The sequence below is a fragment of the Streptomyces sp. NPDC107581 genome (genome assembly GCF_055657175.1).
The window spans coordinates 419,138-444,980 of sequence record NZ_JBVKBH010000006.1; the positions used below are offsets into that span (position 1 = coordinate 419,138).

Consider the following 25,843-nt stretch of genomic DNA (forward strand, 5'->3'; position numbering starts at 1 on the left):
GTGAGCGCGGCGGAGTTTCAGAAACGGTACTGCTCGTCGTACCCGGCGCCCGGCTGCGGCTGCTGCCCGTTGCCCTGGTACGGGTACGGCTGCTCCTGGGGGAGTTCGCCGCCGTAGGTCTCGTCGGTGCGCTGCTGCGGGACCCACACCCCGCCGGACGGCGTCTCGCCGTAGCCGCCGGTGGCGTAGGGGTCCTGGCCGTAGCCCTGCTGGCCGTACTGCTGGTCGTAGCCGGTGCCGTAGGAGGCGCCGCCGTAGGACTGGGAGCCGATGTACGGGTCGGAGTAGTTCGCGTACTGCTGCTGGCCGCCGGTCTCGTAGCCGTAGCCCTGCTGGCCGTAGCCCGAGTAGTCGTAGGCGTAGGTCTGGTCGGGGCCCGGGGCGGCGGACGCGTAGGTCGGGTTCTGGGGCTGGGCGGCGGACGCGTGGGCGGGGTCGCCGTAGACGCCGTAGGAGCCCGTGTCGTCGGGCAGGGGCTGGGGCTCGTAGACGGCGGTGCTCTCGGCAGCGGTGGGCTCGGGCGAGCGGGCGGGGGTGAAGACGTCGTCGCGGTCGTACTCGTCGTCACCGTAGGCGGGCTGCTCACCGCCGTAGCCGGCGTCCCGGTCGCCGGTGCCCTCGGCGGCCTCCAGGTCGGAGACCTCCAGGGTCGGGTCCTGGCGGTCGGCCCGGCCGCGGCGGCGCTTGCTGGAGCCGCCCCCGGCCCCGGGCTCGGGCCGCTTGACCGCCCAGCCGGCGGCGAAGCCGCGGCGGAAGGAGAGCGTGACGTAGGTCTGGCCGATCGCGAAGGCGATCGCGCCCAGACCGATGACGACGACGGACGGCATCAGCACGCCCACCACGACGCCGAGGAAGCCCGCGAACGCGAGCAGGCGCCAGCGCAGCCGCGCCTTGTACTGCAGCAGCACCTCGCCGAGCAGCCACAGTGCGACGACGCCGAACGCGATGTAGAGGACCGTCCAGCCCATGTACGCCCCTCTCCCAGTAACCGCTACGCAGTGTGTCGTACGGCGGTGCGGCCGGTCTAGGCCTGCGGGGGATGGTGCAGGCCCAGGTTCTCGTAGATTTCCAGGGTCGCCGTGGAGTTGTTGAGCGTGATGAAGTGCAGTCCTGGCACTCCCTCTGCCAGCAGCCGCGCGCAGAACTCCGTGGCGAACTCGATGCCAATGGAGCGTACCGCCGCCGGATCGTCCTTCGCTGTGAGGATCCGCTCTTTCAGGGCGTCAGGGAACAGCGCGGTGCTGAGCCTGGGCAGCCGCTCCAGCATCTTCACGCTGGTGACGGGCAGGATCTCGGGGATGACGGGAGTGTCGCAGCCCGCGGCCTCGACGCGGTCGCGCAGCCGCAGATACGAATCCGGCTGGAAGAACATCTGAGTGATGGCGTAGTCGGCGCCCGCACGGCACTTGGCCACGAAGTGCGCGACGTCGGTGTCCCAGTCGGCCGAGCGCGGGTGCATCTCCGGGAAGGCGGCCACGCCCACGCAGAAGTCGCCCGACTCCTTGATGAGCCGGACCAGTTCGGCCGCGTAGGTGAGCCCGCTCGGATGCGCCACCCACTCGCCCATCGGATCGCCGGGCGGATCGCCGCGCACGGCGAGCATGTTGCGGATCCCCGCGTCGGCGTACTGGCCGATGATGTTGCGCAGTTCGGCGATGGAGTGGTCGACCGCGGTGAGGTGGGCGACCGGTGTGAGCGTCGTGTCGACGACGATCTGCTGGGTCTCCTTGACCGTCGTCGTGCGCGTGGAGCCGCCGGCACCGTAGGTGACGGAGACGAAGTCGGGGGCCATCGCCTCGACCCTGCGCAGCGCGTTCCACAGGTTCCGCTCACCCTTGGGGGTCTTCGGCGCATAGAACTCGAACGAGTACGTCGTCTTGCCGGTGCCGAGCATGTCACGCACGGTGCGCGCGCGATCAGTCCTGGTGGATGCGGTTCCGAGGGCCATACCGGCAGGTTAGCCAGGGGTGGGCGGTCCCCCAACCGGATGCCGGATATTTGCCCGAATTGTCGCTCTCCTGTCCATCCCTTGGACAGAAATCCGGACACCGGCCGGAACGGAACCCCCTGGACAGCCCCTATGGCCTGGACAGCCCTACAGCTGCCGCAGGCGCTTCGCGAACTCCGCCGCGGCGGCTCCGGGGTCCTCCGCCTCGGTGATCGCGCGGACCACGACCACCCGGCGGGCACCGGCGTCCAGCACCTCGTCCAGGTTGCCGAGGTCGATGCCGCCGATGGCGAACCACGGGCGGTCGGTGCCCAGGGCGGCGGTGTACCGCACCAGGTCGAGGCCGGGCGCGTGGCGGCCGGGCTTGGTGGGGGTGGGCCAGCAGGGTCCGGTGCAGAAGTAGTCCACACCCTCCTGGGAGGCGGCCGCGGCGGCCTCGGAGTCGGCGTGGGTCGAACGGCCGATCAGGACGTCGTCACCGAGGACGGCCCGGGCCGCGGGGACCGGGAGGTCGCCCTGGCCCAGATGGAGGACGTCGGCGCGGGCGGCGTGGGCGACATCGGCCCGGTCGTTGACCGCGAGCAGCTTGCCGTGCCGGGCGCAGGCGTCGGCGAACACCGTCAGGTGCTCCAGTTCCTCGGCGGCCTCCATGCCCTTGTCGCGCAGCTGGACGATGTCGACACCGCCGGCCAGGACCGCGTCCAGGAACTCGGCGAGGTCGCCCTGCCGTCTGCGGGCGTCCGTGCAGAGGTAGAGGCGGGCGCCGGCGAGCCTGCTGCGGGCGGTGTCGGACATGGGCGGATCCCCCCGTGGTCGGTGTTTCTGGGCGTGCGAGGAGGGTGGCGTACGGACCGTCGCCTGTACGCCACCCGTGGTGCGGGGCGCGTACGGGTCCTGGCCGGTACGCCACCCTTGGTGCGGGTCGGTTCAGACGGCGAGCGCCTGGGCGCGGCGCTTCACCTCCGTGCCGCGATTCTCGCTCAGGGCCTGCGCGGGGGTGCCGGGCAGGGTCGGGTCGGGGGTGAAGAGCCACTCGAGCATCTCTTCGTCCGAGAAGCCGTCGTCCCGCAGGAGCGTCAGGGTCCCGGACAGGCCCTTGACCACCTTGTCCCCGTCGATGAAGGCGGCGGGGACGTGCAGCGCCCGGTTCTCACCACGGCGTACGGCGATGAGCTGGCCGTCCTTGACCAGCTGCCGTACACGCGTCACCTCGACGCCGAGCTGTTCGGCGATGTCGGGGACGGTGAGCCAGGCGGGCACGAGAGCATCGATCTTTGCGTCAATCTCGGTCACGGAATCTAGCCTGCCATCCACCACCGACAGTCGGAAGTCAGGCCGGTCCACCTGGGAGGACGTGCCTAACCGACGGCGGCGTCCTTCAGGGGCCGTGACGGGTCGGTCAGCGCCTCGGGATCCAGGCGGCGGGCCGCCTCGATCAGCCGCCGCCCCTGGGCCAGATCGCGCGGCCTGCCCACGGCCAGCAGGGCCACCAGCCGGTCCTCGCGCAGCCAGCACACGCTCCAGGCCGGGCCGGCCGGGTCGCCGCGCCACACCAGCCGGTCGGCCGCGGGGTGGTGTCCGGCGTACTGGACGAACCGGCCGAACTGCTCGGACCAGAAGTACGGCACCGGGTCGTAGACCGCGGGGGTCTCGCCCAGGATGTTCGCGGCCACCGTCCGCGGCCCCTGCAGCGCGTTGTCCCAGTGGTGGACCAGCAGCCGGGCGCCGTAGCGGGCCGAGGGGAAGGAGGCGCAGTCACCGACCGCGTACACGTCCTCGGCGGAGGTGCGCAGACGGTCGTCGGCCACCACTTCGCCGTGCGCGCCCAGCTCGATGCCGGAGCCGGCCAGCCAGGCGGTGGCCGGACGCGCGCCGATGCCGACCACGACGGCGCCCGCTGGCAGCCGCGTGCCGTCGGCGAGCACCACGGTGCCGGGTTCGATGCGCTCCACGCGCGCGTGGGTGCGCAGCTCGGCGCCGCTGTCGGCGTACCAGGCGGTCATGGGGGCGGCGACCTCGGCGGGCAGCGCGCCGGCCAGCGGCCGGTCGGCGGCCTCGACGACGGTCACCGCGCAGCCCGCCTCCCGGGCGGCCGTGGCGAACTCGGCGCCGATCCAGCCGGCGCCGACCACCACGATGTCGTGCTGCCGGGTGAGCACCGGCCGCAGCCGCTCGGCGTCGTCCAGGGTGCGCAGCAGGTGCACGCCGGGCACGCCCTCGGTGCCCGGCAGCCGGATCGGTTCTGCGCCGGTGGCGAGGACGAGGACGTCGTACGGCACGGGCCCGGCCTCGGTGTCCAGCTCGTGGTCGCCGGGGCGCACGCCCAGCGCCGCGCAGCCGAGCCGCAGTTCGATGCCGAGCGACTCGAAGTCGATGTCGAAGGCGGAGCCCTCGGAGGTGCCGAGCAGCACGGCCTTGGACAGCGGTGGCCGGTCGTAGGGCTGGTGCGGCTCGGCGCCGATCAGGGTCACGGTGTCCGTGCAGCCCTGTTCCCGCAGGGCCACCGCGGTCTGCACGCCCGCCATGCCCGCGCCGACGACGACCACGCGCCGTCCCTGTGCCGTGCCCTGCTGTGGTGTCTGCTCGCTCACCCGATCACCATAGACAACTGACAAAACGTCAGTCAGCGGGCGTGCTCCGTGACCTGTTCCACAACACTCGTACCGCTGCCGGGCCGCGACTCCCACTCCCAGGTCTCCGCCAGCCGCACCCGGCCGTCGGGCAGTTCCACGACCGTCGACACGCAGTGCCCCGAGGACGTGGTCCCGTCGTGCGTGAGCTGCACGTACCGGAAGTCCAGCCGGTCGCCCTCCCGGGTGCCGACCAGATGGCCGCGTACGACGTCGCCGCCCGCGTAGTCGGCCCAGATCGCGCCGTCCTTCTCGTGGTACGCGAACCGGGTGCGCGCACCCACCTGACCTGGGGCCTGGTCCGCCACGGGGGCCAGGATCAGTCCGTCGAGCGAGCGGGTCATGGGCAAGGGCTCCCTTACGGGTGACGAGCGCCGCGGGCTAGGGTGGCCACCGTACAAGCACTCGCGGGAGCCCGGACGCACCGGGCTGAGAGGGAGGCTGGCGGCCTCCGACCGTACGAACCTGATCCGGGTCATGCCGGCGAAGGGAGGGGCTGGACGCCCATGTCTTCACCTACGTCCGACGTCCTCGTCATCGGGGGCGGGATCATCGGCCTGGTCACGGCCTGGCGGGCCGCTCAGCGGGGACTCGCCACGGCCGTGGCGGACCCCGAGCCCGGCGGCGGGGCCGCACAGGTCGCGGCGGGGATGCTGGCCGCGGTCACCGAACTGCACTACGGCGAGGAGACACTGCTCGCCCTCAATCTGGAGTCGGCCCGCCGCTATCCGGACTTCGCGGCCGAGCTGACCGAGCTGACCGGCCACGACCTCGGGTACCGCCGCTGCGGCACGCTCGCCGTCGCGCTGGACGCCGACGACCGCGCCCATCTGCGCGACCTGCACGACCTGCAGCGGCGCTCGGGCCTGGAGGCGGAGTGGCTGTCCGGGCGGGAGTGCCGGCGCCTGGAGCCGATGCTCGCGCCCGGGGTGCGCGGCGGGCTGCGGGTCGACGGCGACCACCAGATCGATCCGCGGCGGCTGGCGTCGGCCCTGCTGGCCGCGTGCGAGCGGGCCGGGGTGGTGTTCCACCGGTCGTGGGCCGAGCGGCTCGACGTGGTGGGCGACCGCGCCGTGGGCGTCACCACGGCGGACGGCGCCCGCCTGGGCGCGGGGCAGGTCGTGCTCGCGGGCGGGAGCCTCAGCGGCCGCCTCGCGGGCGTCCCGGACGCCGTACTTCCGCCGGTGCGGCCGGTGAAGGGGCAGGTGCTGCGGCTGACCGTGCCCCGGCAGTACGCGCCGTTCCTGAGCCGTACCGTGCGGGCCGTGGTGCGCGGCAGCCATGTCTACCTGGTGCCCCGGGAGAACGGCGAACTGGTCGTCGGCGCGACCAGCGAGGAGCTGGGCTGGGACACCACGGTGACCGCGGGGGGCGTGTACGAGCTGCTGCGCGACGCCCATGAGCTGGTGCCGGGCATCACCGAGCTGCCCCTGACCGAGACCCGGGCGGGCCTGCGCCCGGGCTCCCCCGACAACGCGCCGCTGCTCGGCCCGTCCGGCCTGGACGGGCTGCTGCTGGCCACCGGGCACTACCGCAACGGCGTGCTGCTCACCCCGGTCACCGGGGACGTCATGGCGGAGCTGCTGGCCGGCGGCGCGCTGCCGCAGGAAGCCCGTCCGTTCGCGCCGGGGCGCTTTCGCGCCGCACCCCTGCAGCAGACCGCACTCATGGAGCAGCCCGTATGAACATCACCGTCTCCGTCAACGGGGAGCACCGGCGGATCGCCCCGGACACCGCGCTGGACGTCCTGGTCAGGACCCTCACCGTGGCGCCCTCCGGAGTGGCGGCCGCCCTCAACGAAACCGTCGTCCCGCGCGCGCAGTGGCCGCTGACGTCCCTCTCCGAGGGAGACCGCGTGGAGATCCTCACCGCAGTGCAAGGAGGCTGACCATGGCCGACGATCCCTTCGTCCTGGGCGGTGTGCCCTTCGGCTCCCGGCTGATCATGGGTACCGGCGGTGCGCCGAGCCTGGACGTCCTGGAGCGGGCGCTGGTCGCCTCCGGTACCGAGCTGACCACGGTGGCGATGCGGCGGGTCAATCCCGAGGTGCACGGCTCGGTGCTGTCGGTACTGGAGAAGCTGGGCATCCGGGTGCTGCCGAACACGGCGGGCTGCTTCACCGCCGGGGAGGCCGTGCTGACCGCCCGGCTGGCCCGGGAGGCGCTCGGCACGGACCTGATCAAGCTGGAGGTCATCGCCGACGAGCGGACCCTGCTGCCGGATCCGGTGGAGCTGCTGGACGCGGCGGAGACGCTGGTCGACGACGGGTTCACGGTGCTTCCGTACACCAACGACGACCCCGTGCTCGCCCGGAAGCTGGAGGACGTGGGCTGTGCGGCGGTGATGCCGCTGGGCTCGCCGATCGGCTCCGGGCTCGGGATCCGCAATCCGCACAACTTCCAGTTGATCGTGGAGCACGCGCGCGTGCCGGTGATTCTGGACGCCGGTGCCGGTACGGCCTCGGACGTGGCGCTGGCGATGGAGCTGGGGTGTGCGGGCGTCATGCTCGCCTCCGCCGTCACCCGGGCGCAGGAGCCCGAGACGATGGCCGCCGCCATGAAGCACGCGGTGGAGGCCGGACGGCTGGCCCGGCTGGCCGGGCGGATCCCGCGCCGGCACTTCGCGGAGGCCTCCTCCCCCACGGAGGGACGCGCGCACCTGGATCCGGAGCGCCCCGCTTTCTAGCGGGCGTACCGCGAGTCTCCGGGGGCGTACCACGAGGGTCACAGCTCTGCTGCATTCCGTCCCCGGAACGGCCCGACGGGCGGGACTGTCGGTCGCCCCTCGTACACTCGCCTGCGTGGATACGACCCTTCAGGACCCCCTCGTCGGGCAGGTGCTCGACGGCAGGTATCGCGTCGAGGCGCGGATCGCGGTCGGCGGGATGGCCACGGTCTACCGGGCCCTGGACACCCGCCTGGACCGGATTCTCGCGCTCAAGGTGATGCATCCGGCGCTGGCGGCCGACGGGTCGTTCGTGGAGCGCTTCATCCGGGAGGCCAAGTCGGTCGCCCGGCTCGCCCACCCCAACGTGGTGCAGGTCTTCGACCAGGGCACCGACGGGTCGTACGTGTACCTGGCGATGGAGTACGTCGCCGGGTGCACCCTGCGGGACGTGCTGCGCGAGCGGGGCGCCCTGCAGCCGCGGGCCGCGCTGGACATCCTGGAGCCCGTGCTGGCCGCGCTCGGCGCCGCGCACCGGGCCGGGTTCGTGCACCGGGACATGAAGCCCGAGAACGTGCTGATAGGGGACGACGGGCGGGTCAAGGTCGCCGACTTCGGCCTGGTGCGGTCCGTGGACACCGTGACCAGCACGACCGGCACCGTGCTCGGGACCGTGTCCTATCTCGCGCCCGAGCAGATCGAGCAGGGCACCGCCGACCCGCGCGTCGACGTCTACGCCTGCGGTGTCGTGCTCTACGAGATGCTGACCGGCGGCAAGCCGCACTCCGGTGACTCCCCCGCCCAGGTGCTCTACAAGCACATCCACGAGGACGTGCCGCCGCCCTCGGCCCTGGTGCCGGGGCTGCCCTGCGAACTGGACGAGCTGGTCGCCGCGGCCACCGCGCGCACCCCGGACGTACGGCCGCACGACGCGGCGGCGCTGCTCGGCCAGGTGCTGCGGGCGCGTGCCGAGCTGAGCGCAGGGCAGCTGGACGCCCTGCCGCCGCAGGCGCTGTCCGCGGAGCACGACAACGCCGGGGACCGTACGAGCGTCATACCGCGCTCGCTCACCGTGCCCCGGCCGCTGCCCGTGAACGAGGACGACGAGGTTCCCGCGGCGGACGTCCGGCACACCAGCCGGCTGGAGAGCCCCCCGGCGCCCGCGCGGCGGCGGCTGTCGCGGCCCCGGCGCGGACTCGTCACGGTCGTCGCCGCGATCCTGGTGGTCTTCGGCGTGGGCGCCGGCGTCTGGTACATCAGCTCCGGGCAGTTCACCAAGGTCCCACAGGTGCTGGCCAGGACCGAGGACCAGGCGAGGGCGCGGCTGACGGCGGCGGGGCTCGACGTCAAGCGGGTCAGGCTCGAATACAGCGACACGGTCGAGCGCGGCGCGGTCATCAGCACCGACCCGGCGGCCGGGGCCCGGATCCGGAGCAACGACTCCGTGACGCTCGTCGTCTCCCGGGGCCCCGAGACGGTGAAGGTGCCGGACCTGTCCGGCGTCCCGCTGGGGCAGGCGCAGAAGAAGCTGAAGGCGGCCGGCCTCGAGCCGGGCATGGTCAACCGGGCGTTCAGCGACAGTGTCGACAAGGGCTCGGTGATCAGCACCGACCCGGAGGCCGGCATCAAGCGGCACGCGGGCTCGGCGATCGCGTTCCTGGTCAGCAAGGGCAATCCGATCGACGTCCCGGACGTCACCGGGGACGACCTGGACGACGCCAAGCAGGAGCTGGAGGACGCCGGCCTGAAGGTGACCATCTCCACGGAGCAGATCAACTCCGAGTACGACAAGGGTCAGGTGGCCCGCCAGAGCCCCGCGGGCGACGGCCAGGCCGCCGAGGGCGACACGGTGACCCTGACGCTGTCCAAGGGCCCGGAGATGGCCGAGGTGCCGGACGTGGTCGGGGCGGGCGTGGACGATGCGAAGAAGCTGCTGAAGGCCTCCGGCTTCGAGGTGAAGGAGGACCGGGGGCTGCTCGGGCTCTTCGGTGACACCGTGAAGCGGCAGTCGGTGGAGGGCGGCGAGATGGCGCCCAAGGGGTCGACGATAACGATCACCATCCGGTGACCGGGGGCGGTGCGCAGCGTGACACCCTGAACGGGTGAGCATCGAGCAGTCCCCCGCCCTCTCCGGCAGCCCCGGACCGGCCTCCGGCGGCCCCGGAGCGGGCCCCGCGAACCCCGGATCGGGCCCCGGCAGCCCCGCATCGGGCGCTGCCGGCCACGGATCGGCCCCCGCCCGCCCCGGAGCCGGGCCTTCCCGCAACCCCGTCGGCGGTCACGTCCCCGTGGCCGGCGGTCTGCACTCCGTGGGCCTGTCCTACGCCCGTGATCTCAAGGCCGAGACCGTGCAGGTCTTCGTGGCCAACCCGCGGGGCTGGGCGACCCCGGCCGGCAATCCACGGCAGGACGAGGAGTTCCGGGCGGCCTGCGCGGCGGAGTCGATCCCGGCGTATGTGCACGCCCCCTATCTGATCAACTTCGGCTCGCACACCGAGGCGACCGTGGAGAAGTCGGTGGAGTCGCTGCGGCACTCGCTGCGCCGCGGGCGGGAGATCGGCGCGCTGGGTGTCGTCGTGCACACGGGCAGCGCGACGGGCGGGCGGGAGCGGTCCGTGGCGCTGCGGCAGGTGCGGGAGCGCCTGTTGCCGCTGCTGGACGAGCTGACCCACGACGACGACCCGTTCCTGCTGCTGGAGTCGACCGCCGGGCAGGGGGCCTCGCTGTGTTCGCGCACCTGGGACTTCGGACCGTACTTCGAGGCGCTGGACGCCCACCCGAAGCTGGGTGTGTGCCTGGACACCTGCCACATCTTCGCCGCGGGGCACGACCTGAGCGGCCCCCACGGCATGCACCAGACCCTGGACCTGCTGGTCGGCACCGTCGGCGAGGGGCGGCTGAAGCTGATCCACGCCAACGACTCCAAGGACGTGGCCGGCGCGCACAAGGACCGGCACGAGAACATCGGCGCCGGCCACATCGGCGAGGACCCCTTCCGGGCGCTCATGACCCACCCTGCGACGGAGGGCGTCCCGCTGGTCATCGAGACGCCCGGCGGCAAGGAGGGCCACACGGCGGACGTGGAGCGGCTGAAGAAACTGCGCGACGGATAGCCCTCGGGGAATACCCCTTGGGGGCATGCGGTGGTGCACCGGTGCCACCGCTGAGCGGTCAGAGCTCGGGGCCGTCTCCCAGCTCCTCCTGGTAGGAGTAGCGCTGCTCCTTCCAGGGGTCGCCGATGTTGTGGTAGCCGCGCTCCTCCCAGAAGCCACGGCGGTCGGCCGTCATGTACTCCACGCCACGGACCCACTTGGGCCCCTTCCAGGCGTACAGGTGGGGGACGATCAGGCGCGCCGGAAAGCCGTGCTCGGCGGTGAGGAGTTCGCCGTCCTTGTGGGTGGCGAAGACGGCACGGTCGGAGGCGAAGTCCGCGAGGCGCAGATTCGAGCTGAATCCGTACTCCGCCCACACCATCACATGAGTGACGTCGGGTGCCGGCGGGGCCAGGTCGAGGATCGTCCGGGCGGGCACGCCGCCCCACTCGGCGCCGACCATGCTGAACTTCGTCACACAGTGCAGATCGGCCACCACGGTGGTGTACGGCAGCGCCGTGAACTCCTCGTGGCTCCAGGTGTGCTTGTCACCGTCGGCGGTGGTGCCGAAGACCCGGAACTCCCAGCGTTCGGGCCGGAACTTCGGTACGGGCCCGTAGTGCGTGACCGGCCAGCCGCGCTGGAGTCGCTGTCCCGGCGGAAGCTCGAACCCTGCCACTGCCCCAGACTCGCGCTCCACCGGATGACCCATGTATCCATCCTGACAGACCTGGGGCCGTGCCCTTGACCACCCATTTACAAACCGGACAACTAGTGTCAAGTCAGGACACACTTACTAAGTACGCACTTACTGGACGATCTTCCTCGCCGGTGCAATCATGCCGCCGCACACCTCACCCGTCCCTCCGTGTGGAAGGAGCCGCTGCGATGCAGGGCGACCCCGAGGTCATCGAGTTCCTCAACGAGCAGCTCACCGGCGAGCTGACCGCGATCAACCAGTACTTCCTGCACGCCAAGATGCAGGAGAACTTCGGCTGGACGAAGCTCGCCAAGTACACGCGGCACGAGTCGTTCGACGAGATGAAGCACGCCGAGGTGCTCACCGACCGGATCCTGTTCCTGGAGGGGCTGCCCAACTACCAGCGGCTGTTCCATGTGCGGGTGGGACAGAGCGTCAAGGAGATGTTCGAGGCCGACCGGCAGATCGAGGTGGAGGCGATCGACCGGCTCAAGCGGGGCATCAAGGTGATGCGCGAGAAGGGCGACATCACGTCCGCGAACATCTTCGAGGACATCCTCGCCGACGAGGAGCACCACATCGACTACCTCGACACCCAGCTGGAGCTGGTGGAGAAGCTCGGCGAGGCGCTCTACCTCTCGCAGATCATCGAACAGCCGGAGAGCTAGGGCACCGGCCCGGCGGACCGCTAGGCGGCCTCGTCCAGACCGACGGGGCCGGACAGCTCGGTCAGCACCGGCTTGCCCTGGTCGGCCAGCTCACGGCGCGGGCAGGCGCCACGACCGAGGATCGCCTGGATCCGGCGGACGCACGAGCCGCAGTCGGTGCCGGCCTTGCAGGCGGAGGCGATCTGGCGGGGAGTGCAGGCGCCGTCCTCCGCGTGCTGCACGACCTGCGCCTCGGTGACGCCGAAGCAGCTGCAGACGTACACGCGGATTCACCTCCCGACGGGGTTGCTCTCTCGACTGCCATCCCGTTGATCGGTGAGGCAAACCTAACCTTACCCATCGCTCGGGCAGCGCAAAAGTGGAGTGGGGCGCGGATCGTATGTGATCCGCGCCCCACTTCATGGTCCGGTAATAGGCGAACCGGTCACTGGTCCCTGTACATCTCGGCGACCAGGAACGCCAGGTCCAGCGACTGGCTGCGGTTCAGCCGCGGGTCGCAGGCCGTCTCGTAGCGCTGGTGCAGGTCGTCGACGAAGATCTCGTCGCCGCCGCCCACGCACTCGGTGACGTCGTCGCCGGTCAGCTCCACGTGGATGCCGCCCGGGTGGGTGCCGAGCGCCTTGTGGACCTCGAAGAAGCCCTTGACCTCGTCCAGCACGTCGTCGAAGCGGCGGGTCTTGTGCCCGGAGGCCGCCTCGAAGGTGTTGCCGTGCATGGGGTCGGTCACCCAGGCCACCGTCGCACCGGACGCCGTGACCTTCTCCACCAGCTCGGGGAGCTTGTCGCGGATCTTGTCGGCGCCCATGCGGACGATGAAGGTCAGCCGGCCCGGCTCGCGCTCGGGGTCGAGGCGGTCGATGTACTGCAGCGCCTCCTCGGCCGTGGTGGTCGGGCCGAGCTTGATCCCGATCGGGTTGCTGATCCGGGACGCGAACTCGATGTGCGCCCCGTCCAGCTGCCGGGTGCGCTCACCGATCCACACCATGTGCCCGGAGACGTCGTAGAGCTTGCCGGTGCGCGAGTCGACCCGGGTCAGGGCCGACTCGTAGTCGAGCAGCAGCCCCTCGTGGGAGGAGAAGAACTCGACGGTCTTGAACTCCTCCGGGTCGGTGCCGCAGGCCCGCATGAAGTTCAGCGCGTTGTCGATCTCCCGCGCGAGCTGCTCGTAGCGCTGCCCGGACGGGGACGACTTCACGAAGTCCTGGTTCCAGGCGTGCACCTGGCGCAGGTCGGCGTAGCCGCCGGTGGTGAAGGCGCGCACCAGGTTCAGCGTGGACGCGGAGGCGTGGTACATCCGCTTCAGGCGCTCGGGGTCCGGGATGCGGGCGGCCTCGGTGAAGTCGAAGCCGTTGACCGAGTCGCCGCGGTAGGTCGGCAGGGTCACGCCGTCGCGGGTCTCGGTCGGCTTGGAGCGCGGCTTGGAGTACTGCCCCGCGATGCGGCCCACCTTCACCACGGGCACGGAGGCCGCGTAGGTGAGGACGGCACCCATCTGGAGCAGCGTCTTGAGCTTGTTGCGGATGTGGTCCGCGGACACCGCGTCGAAGGCCTCGGCGCAGTCGCCGCCCTGGAGGAGGAACGCCTCTCCCTTGGCGACGGCCGCCATCCGGGCGCGCAGCTGGTCGCACTCGCCCGCGAAGACGAGCGGCGGATACGACTCGAGGTCCGCGATCACTGCGCGCAGAGCCTCGGCGTCGGGGTACTCGGGCTGCTGCGCCGCGGGCAGGTTTCGCCAGGTGTTGCCAGCGCTCGGGCTGGTCTTAGCGTTCACGGTCACCTCGTAAACATTACGGGGTCGTGTCCCATGGTTTTTGTCTGGCTCGAAAGGTGAGACGAAGTGTTTGCTCCATGGACATCGGGCCCGTGCGGTAGGGTTCCTCCCATGTTCGCGCTTTCGACCCAGAACTGGTGGTGGACCGCTCATCCGGCGGCCCACTGACTAGCGCGTACGCAAGACTTCGCGAAGGCCGCCCGAGGGGCGGCCTTCGGCGTTTCCGGGGTCGTTCCTCACCGGCATCGATCGATCACACCATCGATCACACCGTCGACGGACCCGGAAGAGGAACCATGGACCTGGCACAGCTGCTGCACGACCCCCGCCCCTTCGCCCTGCTCCGCCGTCGCACTCCGGGCCGCGACGAGCACACGGTGGAGGTGCTGATCGGCCCCGTCACTCCCCGTGAGCGCCTCGCCGACCTGCCCGAGGAGGGCCTCGCGCTCGTCCCGTTCCGGCAGATCCGCGAGCGCGGCTTCGACGTCCGCGACGACGGCACCCCGCTGCTCGTGCTGACGCCCGAGGAGTCCTGCGAGATCCCGCTCGCCGACGCCCTGCGCTCGCTGCCCGGCCACGAGGTGCGGGTCGAGGGCGGGGGCTTCGACATCGGCGACGAGGAGTACGGCGAGATCGTCGGGCGGGTGCTGCGCGAGGAGATCGGCCGGGGCGAGGGCGCGAACTTCGTGATCCGGCGGACGTACGAGGGCCGGATCCCCGGGTTCGGCCGGGCGGACGCGCTGGCGCTGTTCCGGCGGCTGCTGGAGGGCGAGCGGGGCGCGTACTGGACGTTCGTGGTGCACACCGGGGACCGGACGCTGGTGGGGGCCAGTCCCGAGGTGCACGTCCGGATGTCCGGCGGCACGGTCGTCATGAACCCGATCAGCGGGACGTACCGCTATCCGGCCGGCGGGCCGACGCCGGAGCATCTGCTGGACTTCCTCGCCGACGGCAAGGAGATCGAGGAGCTGTCCATGGTCGTCGACGAGGAACTGAAGATGATGTGCACCGTCGGCGACATGGGCGGGGTGGTCGTCGGGCCGCGTCTGAAGGAGATGGCGCATCTCGCCCACACCGAGTACGAGCTGCGCGGGAAGTCCTCCCTGGATGTGCGGGAGGTGCTGCGGGAGACCATGTTCGCGGCGACGGTCACCGGGTCGCCGGTGCAGAACGCGTGCCGGGTGATCGAGCGGCACGAGCCCCTCGGACGGGACGGCGCGGGCCGGGGCTACTACGCGGGCGCGCTGGCCCTGCTGGGCCGGTACGCCGGGGACGGGCGGGAGGGAGCGGGCGCCCAGACCCTCGACTCCCCCATCCTGATCCGCACCGCCGACATCCTGGCCGACGGCCGGCTGCGCGTCCCGGTCGGTGCGACCCTCGTGCGCGGTTCGGACCCCGCGGGCGAGGTGGCGGAGACCCACGCGAAGGCGGCGGGGGTCCTGGCGGCCCTCGGTGTGGGGCCGTCCCGGCCGCGCGAGGAGGTGGCGCCGGCCCGGCTGGCCGACGACCCCCGGGTGCGGGCCGCGCTGGACGGGCGCCGCGCCTCGCTGGCGCCGTTCTGGCTGCGGATGCAGGAGCGGTCCGCGTCCCTGGAAGGCCATGCCCTCGTCGTCGACGCCGAGGACACCTTCACGGCGATGCTGGCGCACGTGCTGCGCTCGGGCGGCCTGGAGGTGGCCGTCCGGCGGTACGACGAGCCCGGGCTGCGGGAGGCCGTGCTCGCGCACGAGGGGCCGGTGGTGCTCGGGCCGGGGCCGGGTGACCCCTCGGATCTCGCCGACCCGAAGATGCGGCTGCTGCGGTCGCTGACCGCCGAGGTGCTCCGGGAGCACCGGTACGGCGTGCTCGGAGTCTGCCTCGGACACGAGCTGATCGCCGCCGAGCTGGGTCTGGAGATCGTCCGCAAGCAGGTCCCGTACCAGGGGGCGCAGACCACGATCGACCTGTTCGGGCGGCCGGAGACGGTCGGTTTCTACAACAGCTTCGTGGCCCGCTGCGACGAGGAGGCGGCGCGGGAGCTGGCCGCGCACGGCATCGAGGTGAGCCGGGCAAAGAGCGGGGAGGTGCACGCGGTCCGGGGCCCCGGGTTCAGCGGGGTGCAGTTCCATCCGGAGTCGGTGCTGAGCCTGAACGGGGCCGACGTCGTACGGGAACTCGTCGCCCGGCTGGCCGGGGGCCGCCGCCCCGAGGCTCCCGCTTCGGCCTGAACGGTTCCGCCCTCGGCGCCGGACCGGCTGGTCGCCGGCCGGCGCCGAGGGCGAGCCCCCTGCTGGCCCCGGTCCGGCTCAGCCGAAGAACACCCCGACCTCCTCGTACAGCTTCGGGTCCACGGTCTTCAGCCTGGCCGTGGCCTCCGCGATCGGGACGCGGACGATGTCGGTGCCGCGCAGGGCGACCATCTTGCCGAAGTCGCCGTCCCGGACGCAGTCGATGGCGTGCAGGCCGAAGCGGGTGGCGAGCCAGCGGTCGAAGGCGCTCGGGGTCCCGCCGCGCTGGATGTGCCCGAGGACCGTGGTGCGGGCCTCCTTGCCGGTGCGCCTCTCGATCTCCTTGGCCAGCCACTCGCCGACCCCGGACAGCCGGACGTGCCCGAAGGAGTCGAGCGACCCGTCCTTGAGGACCATCTCGCCGTCCTTCGGCATGGCACCCTCGGCGACGACCACGATGGGCGCGTACGACGCCTTGAAGCGGGAGGTGATCCAGGCGCACACCTGGTCGAGGTCGAAGCGCTGTTCCGGGATGAGGATGACGTTGGCGCCGCCGGCCAGGCCGGAGTGGAGGGCGATCCAGCCGGCGTGGCGGCCCATCACCTCGCAGACCAGGACCCGCATATGGGACTCGGCGGTGGTGTGCAGCCGGTCGATGGCCTCGGTGGCGATGCCCACGGCGGTGTCGAAGCCGAAGGTGTAGTCGGTGGCGGACAGGTCGTTGTCGATGGTCTTGGGCACGCCGACGCAGGGCACGCCGTACTCGTCGGAGAGCCGCGCCGCGACACCGAGGGTGTCCTCGCCGCCGATCGCGATGAGGGCCTCGACCTCCAGTTTGGACAGGTTCTCCTTGATGCGGCGGATGCCGTTCTCCTGCTTGAGGGGGTTGGTGCGCGAGGAGCCGAGGATGGTGCCGCCGCGGGGCAGGATGCCGCGCACCGCGGGGATGTCGAGGCGGACGGTGTCGCCCTCGAGCGGTCCGCGCCAGCCGTCCCGGTAGCCGACGAAGGCGTACCCGTACTCCTGCACGCCCTTGCGGACGATGCCCCGGATGACGGCGTTGAGCCCGGGGCAGTCGCCGCCTCCGGTCAGTACTCCGACCCGCATGGAAATGTCCCTTCGCCGCGGTTGCCTGACGCCCAGTCACGGTAATGGTGATGCGCGTCACACAGGGAGAGGCGGGAAGGGTGATTCCGGTGAATTGTCAGGAGCCCGCTTGACCAGGCGGTTTCACGCGTCGTCGAGCCCGCGCTCGATCGCGTAGCGCACCAGCTCCACCCTGTTGTGCAGCTGCAGCTTGCCGAGGGTGTTCTGGACGTGGTTCTGGACGGTGCGGTGGGAGATGACGAGACGTTCGGCGATCTGCTTGTAGCTCAGGCCCTTGGCCACCAGCCGCAGCACCTCCGTCTCCCGTTCGGTCAGCCGGGGCGCCCCCGGTGCGTCGGCGTCCGGGGCGGGCGCGGGCTCGGAGGCCAGGCGCCGGTACTCGCCGAGGACCAGCCCGGCCAGGCCCGGTGTGAACACCGGGTCGCCCACGGCGGTACGGCGCACCGCGTCGAGCAGTTCCTCGGTCGACGCCGACTTCAGCAGGTAGCCGGTCGCGCCGGACTTCACCGCCTCCAGGACATCGGCGTGCTCGCCGCTCGCGGACAGGACGAGGACGCGCAGGGCGGGATTGTGGCCGACCAGCTCCTTGCACACCTGGACGCCGGGCTTGGCGGGCAGATTGAGGTCCAGGACGATGACGTCCGGTGCGGCGGCCTTGGCGCGGCGCACCGCCTGCTCGCCGTCGCCGGCGGTGGCGACCACCGCGAAGCCGGACTCGGCCAGGTCCCGGGCGACCGCGTCGCGCCACATGGGGTGGTCGTCGACCACCATGACCTTGATCGGGTCCTGCTGCTGTGTCATCGCTGCTCCGCCTTCCCCCGCGCCCGCTCGGCGCCCTTCGGTACCTTCAACTCGACTTCCGTGCCCTGCCCGGGGACGGAGATCAGCTCGGCGCTGCCGCCCAGGTCGCGCAGGCGCCCCCGGATCGAGAGGGCCACGCCGAGCCGGCCCTCTCCCTCGGCCTGGGCGAGCCGGCCCTCGGGAATGCCGGGGCCGTCGTCCCGGACGGTGACGACGATCTCGTCGGCCTCGTCCTCGACCAGGATCCAGGCCCGGGCGTCCGGGCCGGCGTGCCTGCGCACATTGTCCAGGGCGGCCCCGGCCGCCGCGGCCAGCTCCCGCGCAGCCGCCCGCGGCAGCGGCACCGGGGCGCCGGGCTCGGCGAGGCTCACCCGGGCGCCGGCATAGGGGGCGAGCAGGGTGCGCACGTCGACGGGGCCGTTGTCGTCCGGTTCCTCGACCGCGCGGACGACGGCCCCGTCGGCCGTGTCCTCCGAGACCCGGGAGACGGGCAGCAGACCGCCGGAGACCAGCGTGCGCAGCGCCACCTCCTGCTCCCCCGCCATGCGCCCCAGCTCGGCCGCCTCGCCGCCGATGACCGCGCCGCGCCGCTGCACCATCGCCAGCACCTGGAGCACGCTGTCGTGGATGTCCCGGGCCAGCCGCTCCCGCTCCCGGGTCGCGGCCTCGATCTCCAGGGCGCGGGCGAGGGTCCGCTCGGAGGCGCGGGCGACCTCCACGACGTAGCCGATGGCCACGGAGGCGATCCAGACCAGCAGGACGGCGTGGATCGTCGCCCGGCTCGGGGCGCCGCGCTGGACGACGTTGGCGATGGCGACCGGCGTCGAGGCCAGCACCGCCCAGCGCCAGCCGCCCTTGAGCGCGAAGCCGAGGACCACACCGGCCGTCCATATCGACGGCAGCGTCGGAGTGCCCGCCACGATGTGCGCGTGGGAGGCGGCGACCGGCGTGAGAAGGATGCCGGTGAGCCCGATGGCCAGGTCGACGGCGAGGAAGCGCCGGGTGCAGTGCGCGGCGCTCGCGACCTTGGGCAGCGTGGCCAGGGTCCACACGAAGAGGACGGCGTAGTAGCCGACCGCGACCCAGGGGTGTGCGTACTTGCCGAACCGGAAGACGAACAGGCCGATCGCGTACAGCATCGTCAGCACGCGGTATCCGGCGAGCGCACGCCACATCGGCTGCTCGACGGACATCCTCATGACGCGCTCGCGCTTGGGCATGGCCCCCCGTCCCCCGATCCCCCGGTCCCGCTGCTAGACCTCGGCCTTCTTGTCCGCCTCCTTGGCGGCCTTCTCCGCTTCCTTGACCGCCTTCGCCGCGTCCGCGATCTGCCGCTTGGCCGCGGTCGCGTACATGTCGACGTACTCCTGGCCGGAGAGCTTCATGATCTCGTACATGACCTCGTCGGTCACCGCGCGCAGCACGAACCGGTCGTGCTCCATGCCCTGGTAGCGGCTGAAGTCCAGGGGCTTGCCGATGCGGATGCCGGGGCGCATCAGCTTCGGCATGACCTTGCCGGGCGGCTGGATCTTCTCGGTGTCGATCATCGCGACGGGGATGACCGGCGCGCCGGTGGCGAGCGCCACACGCGCGAGGCCGCCGGGCTTGCCCCGGTACAGGCGGCCGTCGGGCGAGCGGGTGCCCTCCGGGTAGATCCCGAACAGCTCGCCGCGCTCCAGCACCTCTATGCCGCTCTTGATCGCCGCCTCGCCGGCGCCGCGCGCCCCGGAGCGGTCCACCGGGAGCTGTCCGACGCCCTTGAAGAAGGCCGCGGTGAGGCGGCCCTTGACGCCGGGGGTGGTGAAGTACTCGGCCTTCGCGATGAAGGTGACCTTGCGGTCGAGCACCGCGGGCAGAAAGAACGAGTCCGAGAAGGACAGGTGATTGCTCGCCAGGATGGCGGGACCTTCGGCCGGGATGTTCTCCATGCCCTCCACCCAGGGCCTGAAGGCGACCTTCAGCGGCCCCCCGATGGCAACCTTCATCGTGCCGTACATCACCCGCGTGCCTCCTGTTTCCGTCGGTCAGACCTTAACCCGGAGTGCCGTCAATGACCCCGACGACCCTGGTCGGTGTCAGTGCGGTCGCGTACGGTGAACCACATCCGCCCGTTCTGCACGCATCTCAGGAACAGGAGTCCCGAAGGTGCCGGTTCTTCCCGGAGCCGAGCCGTACCGCCATGAGGGCGGGGAGGTGGGAGTCCTCCTCTGTCACGGCTTCACCGGCTCGCCCCAGTCGCTGCGCCCCTGGGCGGAGCACCACGCGGCCCACGGCCTGACCGTGTCGCTGCCCCTGCTGCCCGGTCACGGCACCCGCTGGGAGGACATGCAGCTCACGGGCTGGCAGGACTGGTACGCGGAGGTGGACCGCGAGCTGCGGCGGCTGGGCGACCGCTGCTCCCGGGTGTTCGTCGCGGGCCTGTCGATGGGCGGGGCGCTGGCGCTGCGGCTGGCCGCCAAGGAGGGCGAGCGGATCACGGGCGCGGTGCTCGTCAACCCGGCGAACCGGGTGCACGGCCTGTCGGCGTACGCCCTTCCGGTGGCCCGGCACCTCGTGCGGACGACGAAGGGCATCGCCAGCGACATCGCCAAGGGTGGTCCGGCGGAGCTGGGTTACGACCGGGTGCCACTGCACGCCGCGCACTCCCTACGGGTGTTCCTGCGCCGGCTGGACGGCGAGCTGCCCCAGGTCACCCAGCCGTTGCTGCTGCTGCGCAGCGCCCAGGACCATGTGGTCCCGGCGGCCGACCCGGCGCGGGTGCTGAGCCGGGTGTCCTCCGTGGACGTAACGGAGATCGTGCTGGAACAGAGTTACCACGTGGCGACGTTGGACCACGATGCGGACCGGATCTTCGAGGAGAGCCTCGCCTTCATCGGCCGGCTCGCACCCAGTGTCGGCAAGGAAGGGACGGCCGCAGTTGGCTGAGCACGACTCCGACCGCGAGGATCGCGAGCCGGACGAGAGGGGAGTGCCCTTCGACGAGGAGGCCGCCTGGCGGGCCATCGTCGCGGGGTACGGCGACGAGCCGGTGGACCCGCCGGGCACCAAGCCCTTCAAGTCGGTGGAGGACCTCGCGCTGCTCGAGAAGGACTCCCCGGGTGAAGGCGCCGAGGGCGCCGAGGGTTCCGGCGAACCGCGGCCCGCGCGGCCGCTCGGCAGCTCGGTCTCGTTCGCGCCGGGCATCGGCCCGCGCGACCACACCGCGCCGCAGCCGTCCGAGGACGACTACGACGAGGACGACGAGGGCCACTTCGTGCCGCCCGAGCCGCCACCGCTGCCGATGGCCGACACGACCGCCAAGTTCGCCTGGCTCGGGGTCGTCGGCGGCCCGATCCTGCTGCTGCTCGCCGTGCTGCTGGGCTGGGAGATGACCTGGTGGCTGACGACGCTCGGTGTCGGCGGGTTCCTCGGCGGGTTCGCGACGCTGGTGACCCGGATGCGGACCGACGACGACGACGGCGATCCGGGACGCGGGGCGGTGGTCTGACGCGCGCCACAACGGCCCGACGCACGTCGCGACGCCACGGGCCACGAGCCACGACGGGCTGCAGGCTACGAGCTACGACGGGCTGCGGGCTGCGGGCTGCGGGCTGCAGCGGCCTGACGCGCCACGACGGCCGGATGCGCGTTCCGGCTTTCTGACGTGCGCCAGGACGGCCGGACGCGCGTTCCCGCGGTGCGACGTGCGCCACGACGGCCGGACGCGAACTCGTTCCGGCGGTCCGACCAGGGCTAGGACGCCGGGATCCTGAGGGCGGCCAGGACCGGGAGGTGGTCCGTGGCCGCCCTGAGGTCTGCCTCGGTGATCCCCGGCTGGTCCAGGGGCACACCGCAGCCGAGCACCTCGATGCCCTCCGTGGCGAAGACGGCGTCGATGCGCTGGTGCGGTCCGGCGGGGGTCGAGGTGAACTCACCGCCCCAGGCGGCGGTGGCCCGGCCGTCCTGGAGGGCGGCGGCGAGACGCCGGAAGGCGGGGCCGTCGGGGCGCTCGTTGAGATCACCGCCCGCGACGGCGTGCTCCACCCCCATCGCGGCGAGCCGGTCGAGGAGCAGGCCGGCCTGCTCGTAGCGCTCCTTCTGCTGCAGGCTCAGGTGGCAGCTGACCACGCCCAGACGGGCCGCGCCGAAGCGGACCACGGCCGTGGCGAGACCGCGCCGGTGCAGCCCGGGGGTGAGCGGCAGGAGCAGGTCTTCCGTCCGCTCGACGGTGGCTCGCAGGCCGCACAGGATCGCCGGGCCCGCTGCCGTCGCGCCTCCGGTGAGAATGACCTGGTCCGAGGCCGCCGCGAGCCGGGCGAGCTTCTTGCGCCACCGGAAGAAACGGGGGGCTTCCTGGACCAGGACCAGGTCGGGAGCGCAGGCGGTGATCACCCGCGCCAGGGCGTCGGTGTCGTCGCGCATCGAGCGGATGTTGTAGCTCAGGACGCGGATGACAGCTGAACCATCCGGCTCTGTGCGGGAGTTGGGGAGCGGCGCCATGTGGATCAATGTACGCCCAATGCGTCGGGGCGCGGGGTACGTGCGCGACAGCCGGTCGATCGTGGCCGGTCGCCCAGTACCCCGCGCCCCTGTGCGGTCGAGGTGGCCCCTCACATGATCGGGTCGGGCTCCCTCGCCAGGTCCGCCGCCCCTACCAGGCCCGCCTTGTTGCCGAGCTGGGCTGCGATCACATCGGCGACCGGGCGCCAGTTGCCGCCGACCAGCCAGCGCTTGTAGGACTTGCGGATCGGGTCCAGGACCAGTTCGCCCTCGTCGGAGAGGCCGCCGCCGACGATGAAGGCCGAGGGGTCGAAGAGGGAGGCCAGGTCGGCGAGGCCGGCGCCGGCCCAGCGGGCCAGCTCGCGGTAGGAGTCGACGGCGACCGGGTCGCCCTGGCGGGCGGCCATGGAGATGTGCTTGCCCTCGATGCCGTCCGGGGTGCCGTCGCCCAGGCCGAGCAGGATCTCCGCGTGCTCGGGGGTGGCGTTGGCGCGCTGCTTGGCGTAGCGGACCAGGGCGCGCCCTGAGGCGTACTGCTCCCAGCAGCCCTGCGAGCCGCAGCCGCACAGCAGACCGTCCGGGACCATCCGGATGTGGCCGAACTCGGCGGCCACGCCGAAGTGGCCGCGGCGCAGCTTGTTGCCGATGATGATGCCGCCGCCGAGGCCGGTGCCGAGGGTGATGCAGATGACGTTGCGGTGGCCCTTGCCCGCGCCGAATTTGTACTCGCCCCAGGCGGCGGCGTTGGCGTCGTTCTCGACCACGACCGGGAGGCCGACGCGGGCCTGGACCTTCTCCTTCAGCGGCTCCTGGCGCCAGTCGATGTTGGGCGCGAAGTACACCGTGGAGCGCTGCCGGTTCACGTATCCGGCCGCACCGATGCCCACGCCGACGATCTCGTGCCCGGCGCGCGCGCCCTCGACGGCGGAGGCGATGGCGTCCACGATCGCCTCGGGCGTACCCGGGGTCGGCACCTTGTGGGTCGAGAGGATGTTGCCTTCCTCATCGACCACGCCGGCCGCGATCTTCGTGCCGCCGATGTCGACGCCGATGGTGAGTCCCATGAATCCCTCAGTTTCGGTCGAGCCCCGCTACGGCCAACCGTACCCGAGGCCCCGTCTGGCGAGGGCTTCAGTCCAGGTCGATGCGTTCGCCCGGGCCGGTGCCCTCGTCCCGGTCGGGACGGTCGGGCCAGTCGTCCTTCCGGTCGGTCGCGCCGGTGGTCCAGCGGCGCTCCTGGGCCTGGACGGCGGAGCGGTAGGCGGCCAGCAGCTCGGTACCGGCCGCGGCGAGGTGGTCGAAGACCTCCGGGTTGCGCTCCATGACGGGTTCGACCGCGGCCTTCGCCTGCTGGACGACCTGGCGCACCACCTGCTGGGCGGCGGGTCCGGCCACGGCCCCGAGGAGCGGGGACTGGAGGCCGGACAGTCTGTCGGCCACCGTGTCCACGAATTTGCGCAGTTCCTCGGCGGCGGAGCCCGGGGGCGGGCCCTGCTCGGCGCGGCGGCGGGCCTTCTCGGCGGCGAGGTCCTCGGCACAGGCCGTGGCCCAGGCGTCGGCGTCGGTCGCCCGCTGCTCGGTCTCCTCGACGGGGTCGGATGCGGGGCGCTCTTCGCTCATGGCGGACTCCTGACTACGGTTCGCCCCTACGACGTTACCCGAATAGGCGTACGGCGTTCATCGTCCGCCACCGGGCCACAGGGCGGGGTCGGGGGCGAACCGGACACGCAGCTCGCCCTCCCGCAGCCCCGCGCCGGCGACGGTGCAGCGGCGCAGGGCGGACGGCAGGGGAACGATCCGACGGAACGGGCCCGCGGTGATCACGAGTTCGTCGCCGCGCCGGATCAGGTCCAGGTCCTCCCGTATCGCGCCGGGCAGCGGGATGTGCCAGACCAGCACGCCGTCCTCGGCGAGCCGGTCGGCCACGGGCCACTCGACCGGGGCGGGCGCGGGGTTGACGGCGGGCACGGCGAGCGCGGCGAGGTCGTCGCTGCCGTGCGGGTCATGGCCGAGGTGCGGGACGGGGCGGGCGTCGTACTGCTCCCTCCAGTCGGCCAGGGCCTTGCGCTGCTGGGCGAGGAGTCCGGCGAGCCAGGCGTCGGGGGCGGTCTCGGGCAGGACGCGGTTGGCGATCAGAACCTCGGTGCGCAGGGCGCGCAGGGCGAGGCCGAGGGCCGCGGTGCGGACGGCGTCGGCGCCGGCGGGGCCGGGTTCGGCGACCAGGCGCACGGAGGTGTGCCGGTCGGTGAGGACCGACTCGACGGCGGCCAGCTCGACGTCCCAGCGGCCCGCGGTCTCGTAGAGCCAGTCGGCGGGCATGGGGATGCCGGCCAGGCGGCCGAGGACCGGGCGCAGGGCGCGGGCCGCCTGCCGCTCGGGCGGGAGCAGGCGGCGCAGATAGCGGCGCATCTCCTCGGGGAGGGCGAGGAGGGCGAGGGCCTGCGGGAGCGGCGGGAGGTCGGCGACGAGGAGGTCGTAGCGCTCGGAGAGGGCGGCGTCCCTCAGGGCGCGCAGGAAGGACAGTTCCTCGGCACCGGGCAGCGGGGTGACTTCCTCGGCGTCCAGGCGGGCGGCGCCGAGGAGGTCCAGGACGTTGGCCGCGCGGGTCTGGAAGGCGGTGAGGTCCTGCCGGAAGCGTTCCGTGGCGTCGGGGCGCCAGGCGGTGAGGCGCGGGGCGACTTCGGTCGGGGTCGGTCCTGTTCCGGTGCCCAGTGCCACGCCCAGGGTGTCGGTGTGATCGGCGCTGAGCAGGAGCGTGCGGGTGCCTTCGGCCGCGGCACGCTGTGCGGTGGCGGCGGCGATGGTCGTACGACCGCTGCCGCCCGGGCCCGTGATCAGGATGGTGCGCATGAGGGTGAACGGTAGTGGAGGGCGGGGTACGGCGGTGCGGCGCTGCAGCCGGCCGGGGGTCCGCCGCGGCGCGGGGTGCGGCAGTGCCGGGGTGGCACCCGGTGCCCGGCCGGGGGCCGGCCCGCGCACCCCGGTGCCGTCAGGTCGCCGCCCGCGCCCACCCGTGCCGCCCCGGCGGCACGACCGCCCGCGGGTCGGGAGGTCCATTGCCCGTGCGTCACAAGAAGGACTGCTCGTGCGTCACGAGAACGACAGCCCGTGCGTCACGAGAACGACGGCCCGCAGATCACGGAACCCGACCACGCGAGGATCACGGCGCCCCCACTGCCCACGGTCGCAGGACCGACCACCCGCCGCCGCGAGTCCGCGGGAGCCGGTCGGTCCACCGGTCGGGCCGGGCAGCCGGTCGGGCGGGGAGCCGATGGGCGGGCGGGGAAGGGGTCAGCTTCCCGACTCCACCCTCTTCTTCAGGCCCGCGAGTGCCCGGTCGATGATGACCTTCTCCGCCTTGCGCTTGATCATGCCGAGCATGGGGATCTTCACGTCGACGGTCAGCTGGTAGGTGACCTCGGTGCCGCCCGCACCGGCCGGCTTCAGGAGGTAGGAGCCGTCCAGGGAACGCAGCATCTGGGACTTCACCAGGGTCCAGGAGACCTCGTTCTCACCGGCCCAGGTGTACGCCAGTGTCTGGTCGTCCTTGATGGCGCCGGCGTCCATGACGAGCCGGACCTGCTCGGCGCGGCCCCGCTGGTCGGTCGCCAGCACCTCCGCCTCCTTGACCTCGCCGGTCCAGTCCGGGTAGCGGGCGAAGTCGGCGATCACCGCCATGACATCGGCCGGAGCCGCCTCGATCGTGATGCTCGAACTGGTGTGTTCCGCCATCGCCGTGGCTCCTCCAGATACGGACCGAAGAGAGTCTGCGTGCG

General features: G+C 72.2%; 28 protein-coding genes and 1 riboswitch. Of the genes, 10 read left to right on the forward strand and 18 right to left on the reverse strand.

Annotation, left to right across the window (positions count from 1 at the left end; all coding sequences use genetic code 11):
• Positions 1-17 precede the first annotated feature (17 nt).
• From ACZ7P3_RS18055 to ACZ7P3_RS18080, 6 genes are all read right to left on the reverse strand, one after another.
• Positions 18-968, reverse strand: a complete 951-nt coding sequence (locus ACZ7P3_RS18055; RefSeq protein ID WP_472082687.1) for an SCO2102 family sporulation regulator — start codon at positions 966-968, stop codon at positions 18-20.
• A 56-nt stretch (positions 969-1,024) separates the two neighbouring features.
• Positions 1,025-1,948 carry a methylenetetrahydrofolate reductase [NAD(P)H] gene (gene metF / locus ACZ7P3_RS18060; protein WP_472082689.1) on the reverse strand — a complete coding sequence of 308 codons (924 nt, stop codon included), beginning with the start codon at positions 1,946-1,948 and terminating at the stop codon, positions 1,025-1,027.
• A 147-nt stretch (positions 1,949-2,095) separates the two neighbouring features.
• A complete protein-coding gene (gene thiE / locus ACZ7P3_RS18065; protein ID WP_472082691.1) occupies positions 2,096-2,743 on the reverse strand; it encodes a thiamine phosphate synthase in 648 nt (215 codons plus the stop codon).
• 132 nt (positions 2,744-2,875) lie between these two features.
• Entirely contained in the window at positions 2,876-3,241 is a 366-nt protein-coding gene (locus ACZ7P3_RS18070) for an Rv2175c family DNA-binding protein (RefSeq protein ID WP_472082693.1), read from the reverse strand.
• 65 nt (positions 3,242-3,306) lie between these two features.
• Positions 3,307-4,539: an NAD(P)/FAD-dependent oxidoreductase gene (locus ACZ7P3_RS18075; protein WP_472082695.1), complete on the reverse strand. Its 1,233-nt coding sequence runs from the start codon at positions 4,537-4,539 to the stop codon at positions 3,307-3,309.
• A gap of 32 nt (positions 4,540-4,571) precedes the next feature.
• Complete coding sequence (locus tag ACZ7P3_RS18080) at positions 4,572-4,922, reverse strand: avidin-fold protein (protein ID WP_472082697.1); 351 nt, start codon at positions 4,920-4,922, stop codon at positions 4,572-4,574.
• 53 nt (positions 4,923-4,975) lie between these two features.
• Positions 4,976-5,087, forward strand: a riboswitch (TPP riboswitch).
• Between ACZ7P3_RS18080 and thiO the strand changes: the two genes are divergently transcribed.
• The 5 genes from thiO (at position 5,085) to ACZ7P3_RS18105 (ending at position 10,355) form a co-directional block, all read left to right on the forward strand.
• Positions 5,085-6,263, forward strand: coding sequence for a glycine oxidase ThiO (thiO, locus tag ACZ7P3_RS18085; RefSeq protein ID WP_472082699.1), 1,179 nt, complete (start codon positions 5,085-5,087; stop codon positions 6,261-6,263). It overlaps the preceding riboswitch by 3 nt.
• 2 nt (positions 6,264-6,265) lie before the next feature.
• Positions 6,266-6,466, forward strand: coding sequence for a sulfur carrier protein ThiS (gene thiS, locus ACZ7P3_RS18090; protein WP_472082991.1), 201 nt, complete (start codon positions 6,266-6,268; stop codon positions 6,464-6,466).
• Between the two features lie 2 nt (positions 6,467-6,468).
• Positions 6,469-7,263 carry a thiazole synthase gene (locus ACZ7P3_RS18095; protein WP_472082701.1) on the forward strand — a complete coding sequence of 265 codons (795 nt, stop codon included), beginning with the start codon at positions 6,469-6,471 and terminating at the stop codon, positions 7,261-7,263.
• 115 nt (positions 7,264-7,378) lie between these two features.
• Entirely contained in the window at positions 7,379-9,310 is a 1,932-nt protein-coding gene (pknB, locus tag ACZ7P3_RS18100; RefSeq protein ID WP_472082703.1) for a Stk1 family PASTA domain-containing Ser/Thr kinase, read from the forward strand.
• Positions 9,311-9,344: 34 nt separating this feature from the next.
• Positions 9,345-10,355: a deoxyribonuclease IV gene (locus ACZ7P3_RS18105; RefSeq protein WP_472082705.1), complete on the forward strand. Its 1,011-nt coding sequence runs from the start codon at positions 9,345-9,347 to the stop codon at positions 10,353-10,355.
• 58 nt (positions 10,356-10,413) lie between these two features.
• On the opposite strand, the gene ACZ7P3_RS18110 is transcribed toward ACZ7P3_RS18105, so the two are convergent.
• Positions 10,414-11,046, reverse strand: coding sequence for a sulfite oxidase-like oxidoreductase (locus ACZ7P3_RS18110; protein ID WP_472082707.1), 633 nt, complete (start codon positions 11,044-11,046; stop codon positions 10,414-10,416).
• Positions 11,047-11,222: 176 nt separating this feature from the next.
• Here ACZ7P3_RS18110 and bfr point away from each other — a divergent pair, with 176 nt between their 5' ends.
• A complete protein-coding gene (bfr, locus tag ACZ7P3_RS18115) occupies positions 11,223-11,702 on the forward strand; it encodes a bacterioferritin (RefSeq protein ID WP_472082709.1) in 480 nt (159 codons plus the stop codon).
• Between the two features lie 20 nt (positions 11,703-11,722).
• On the opposite strand, the gene ACZ7P3_RS18120 is transcribed toward bfr, so the two are convergent.
• Both ACZ7P3_RS18120 and ACZ7P3_RS18125 read right to left on the reverse strand, forming a co-directional pair.
• Positions 11,723-11,965: a (2Fe-2S)-binding protein gene (locus tag ACZ7P3_RS18120; protein ID WP_472082711.1), complete on the reverse strand. Its 243-nt coding sequence runs from the start codon at positions 11,963-11,965 to the stop codon at positions 11,723-11,725.
• A 161-nt stretch (positions 11,966-12,126) separates the two neighbouring features.
• Positions 12,127-13,479, reverse strand: a complete 1,353-nt coding sequence (locus tag ACZ7P3_RS18125; protein ID WP_472082713.1) for a class II 3-deoxy-7-phosphoheptulonate synthase — start codon at positions 13,477-13,479, stop codon at positions 12,127-12,129.
• A 105-nt stretch (positions 13,480-13,584) separates the two neighbouring features.
• Here ACZ7P3_RS18125 and ACZ7P3_RS18130 point away from each other — a divergent pair, with 105 nt between their 5' ends.
• Entirely contained in the window at positions 13,585-13,641 is a 57-nt protein-coding gene (locus ACZ7P3_RS18130; RefSeq protein ID WP_078912442.1) for a trp operon leader peptide, read from the forward strand.
• Positions 13,642-13,769: 128 nt separating this feature from the next.
• Positions 13,770-15,680 carry an anthranilate synthase family protein gene (locus ACZ7P3_RS18135; RefSeq protein ID WP_472082715.1) on the forward strand — a complete coding sequence of 637 codons (1,911 nt, stop codon included), beginning with the start codon at positions 13,770-13,772 and terminating at the stop codon, positions 15,678-15,680.
• 78 nt (positions 15,681-15,758) lie between these two features.
• On the opposite strand, the gene ACZ7P3_RS18140 is transcribed toward ACZ7P3_RS18135, so the two are convergent.
• From ACZ7P3_RS18140 to ACZ7P3_RS18155, 4 genes are all read right to left on the reverse strand, one after another.
• A complete protein-coding gene (locus ACZ7P3_RS18140) occupies positions 15,759-16,787 on the reverse strand; it encodes a 6-phosphofructokinase (protein ID WP_472082717.1) in 1,029 nt (342 codons plus the stop codon).
• Between the two features lie 123 nt (positions 16,788-16,910).
• Positions 16,911-17,588, reverse strand: a complete 678-nt coding sequence (locus ACZ7P3_RS18145) for a response regulator (protein WP_472082719.1) — start codon at positions 17,586-17,588, stop codon at positions 16,911-16,913.
• Positions 17,585-18,808, reverse strand: a complete 1,224-nt coding sequence (macS, locus tag ACZ7P3_RS18150; RefSeq protein ID WP_472082721.1) for a MacS family sensor histidine kinase — start codon at positions 18,806-18,808, stop codon at positions 17,585-17,587. The genes ACZ7P3_RS18145 and macS overlap by 4 nt, the downstream gene beginning before the upstream one ends.
• A gap of 33 nt (positions 18,809-18,841) precedes the next feature.
• The gene (locus tag ACZ7P3_RS18155; RefSeq protein WP_472082723.1) at positions 18,842-19,585 is read right to left on the reverse strand and encodes a lysophospholipid acyltransferase family protein; all 744 of its coding nucleotides are present in this window, start codon (positions 19,583-19,585) and stop codon (positions 18,842-18,844) included.
• 148 nt (positions 19,586-19,733) lie between these two features.
• Here ACZ7P3_RS18155 and ACZ7P3_RS18160 point away from each other — a divergent pair, with 148 nt between their 5' ends.
• Positions 19,734-20,513 carry an alpha/beta hydrolase gene (locus ACZ7P3_RS18160; RefSeq protein ID WP_472082725.1) on the forward strand — a complete coding sequence of 260 codons (780 nt, stop codon included), beginning with the start codon at positions 19,734-19,736 and terminating at the stop codon, positions 20,511-20,513.
• On the forward strand, positions 20,506-21,075 hold the full coding sequence (locus ACZ7P3_RS18165) for a hypothetical protein (RefSeq protein WP_472082727.1): 570 nt from the start codon (positions 20,506-20,508) through the stop codon (positions 21,073-21,075). The genes ACZ7P3_RS18160 and ACZ7P3_RS18165 overlap by 8 nt, the downstream gene beginning before the upstream one ends.
• Before the next feature lie 245 nt (positions 21,076-21,320).
• Here the strand turns inward: ACZ7P3_RS18165 and ACZ7P3_RS18170 are convergent, their stop codons facing one another.
• The 5 genes from ACZ7P3_RS18170 to ACZ7P3_RS18190 all read right to left on the reverse strand — a co-directional run bounded on the left by ACZ7P3_RS18170 (position 21,321) and on the right by ACZ7P3_RS18190 (position 25,799).
• Positions 21,321-22,067, reverse strand: a complete 747-nt coding sequence (locus ACZ7P3_RS18170) for an endonuclease/exonuclease/phosphatase family protein (protein ID WP_472082729.1) — start codon at positions 22,065-22,067, stop codon at positions 21,321-21,323.
• A 110-nt stretch (positions 22,068-22,177) separates the two neighbouring features.
• Positions 22,178-23,131, reverse strand: a complete 954-nt coding sequence (locus tag ACZ7P3_RS18175; protein ID WP_472082731.1) for an ROK family glucokinase — start codon at positions 23,129-23,131, stop codon at positions 22,178-22,180.
• A gap of 67 nt (positions 23,132-23,198) precedes the next feature.
• The gene (locus ACZ7P3_RS18180; protein ID WP_472082733.1) at positions 23,199-23,687 is read right to left on the reverse strand and encodes a DUF5304 domain-containing protein; all 489 of its coding nucleotides are present in this window, start codon (positions 23,685-23,687) and stop codon (positions 23,199-23,201) included.
• A gap of 57 nt (positions 23,688-23,744) precedes the next feature.
• Positions 23,745-24,917, reverse strand: a complete 1,173-nt coding sequence (locus ACZ7P3_RS18185) for an ArsA family ATPase (protein ID WP_472082735.1) — start codon at positions 24,915-24,917, stop codon at positions 23,745-23,747.
• Positions 24,918-25,358: 441 nt separating this feature from the next.
• Positions 25,359-25,799, reverse strand: coding sequence for an SRPBCC family protein (locus ACZ7P3_RS18190; protein WP_472082737.1), 441 nt, complete (start codon positions 25,797-25,799; stop codon positions 25,359-25,361).
• Positions 25,800-25,843: the final 44 nt, after the last annotated feature.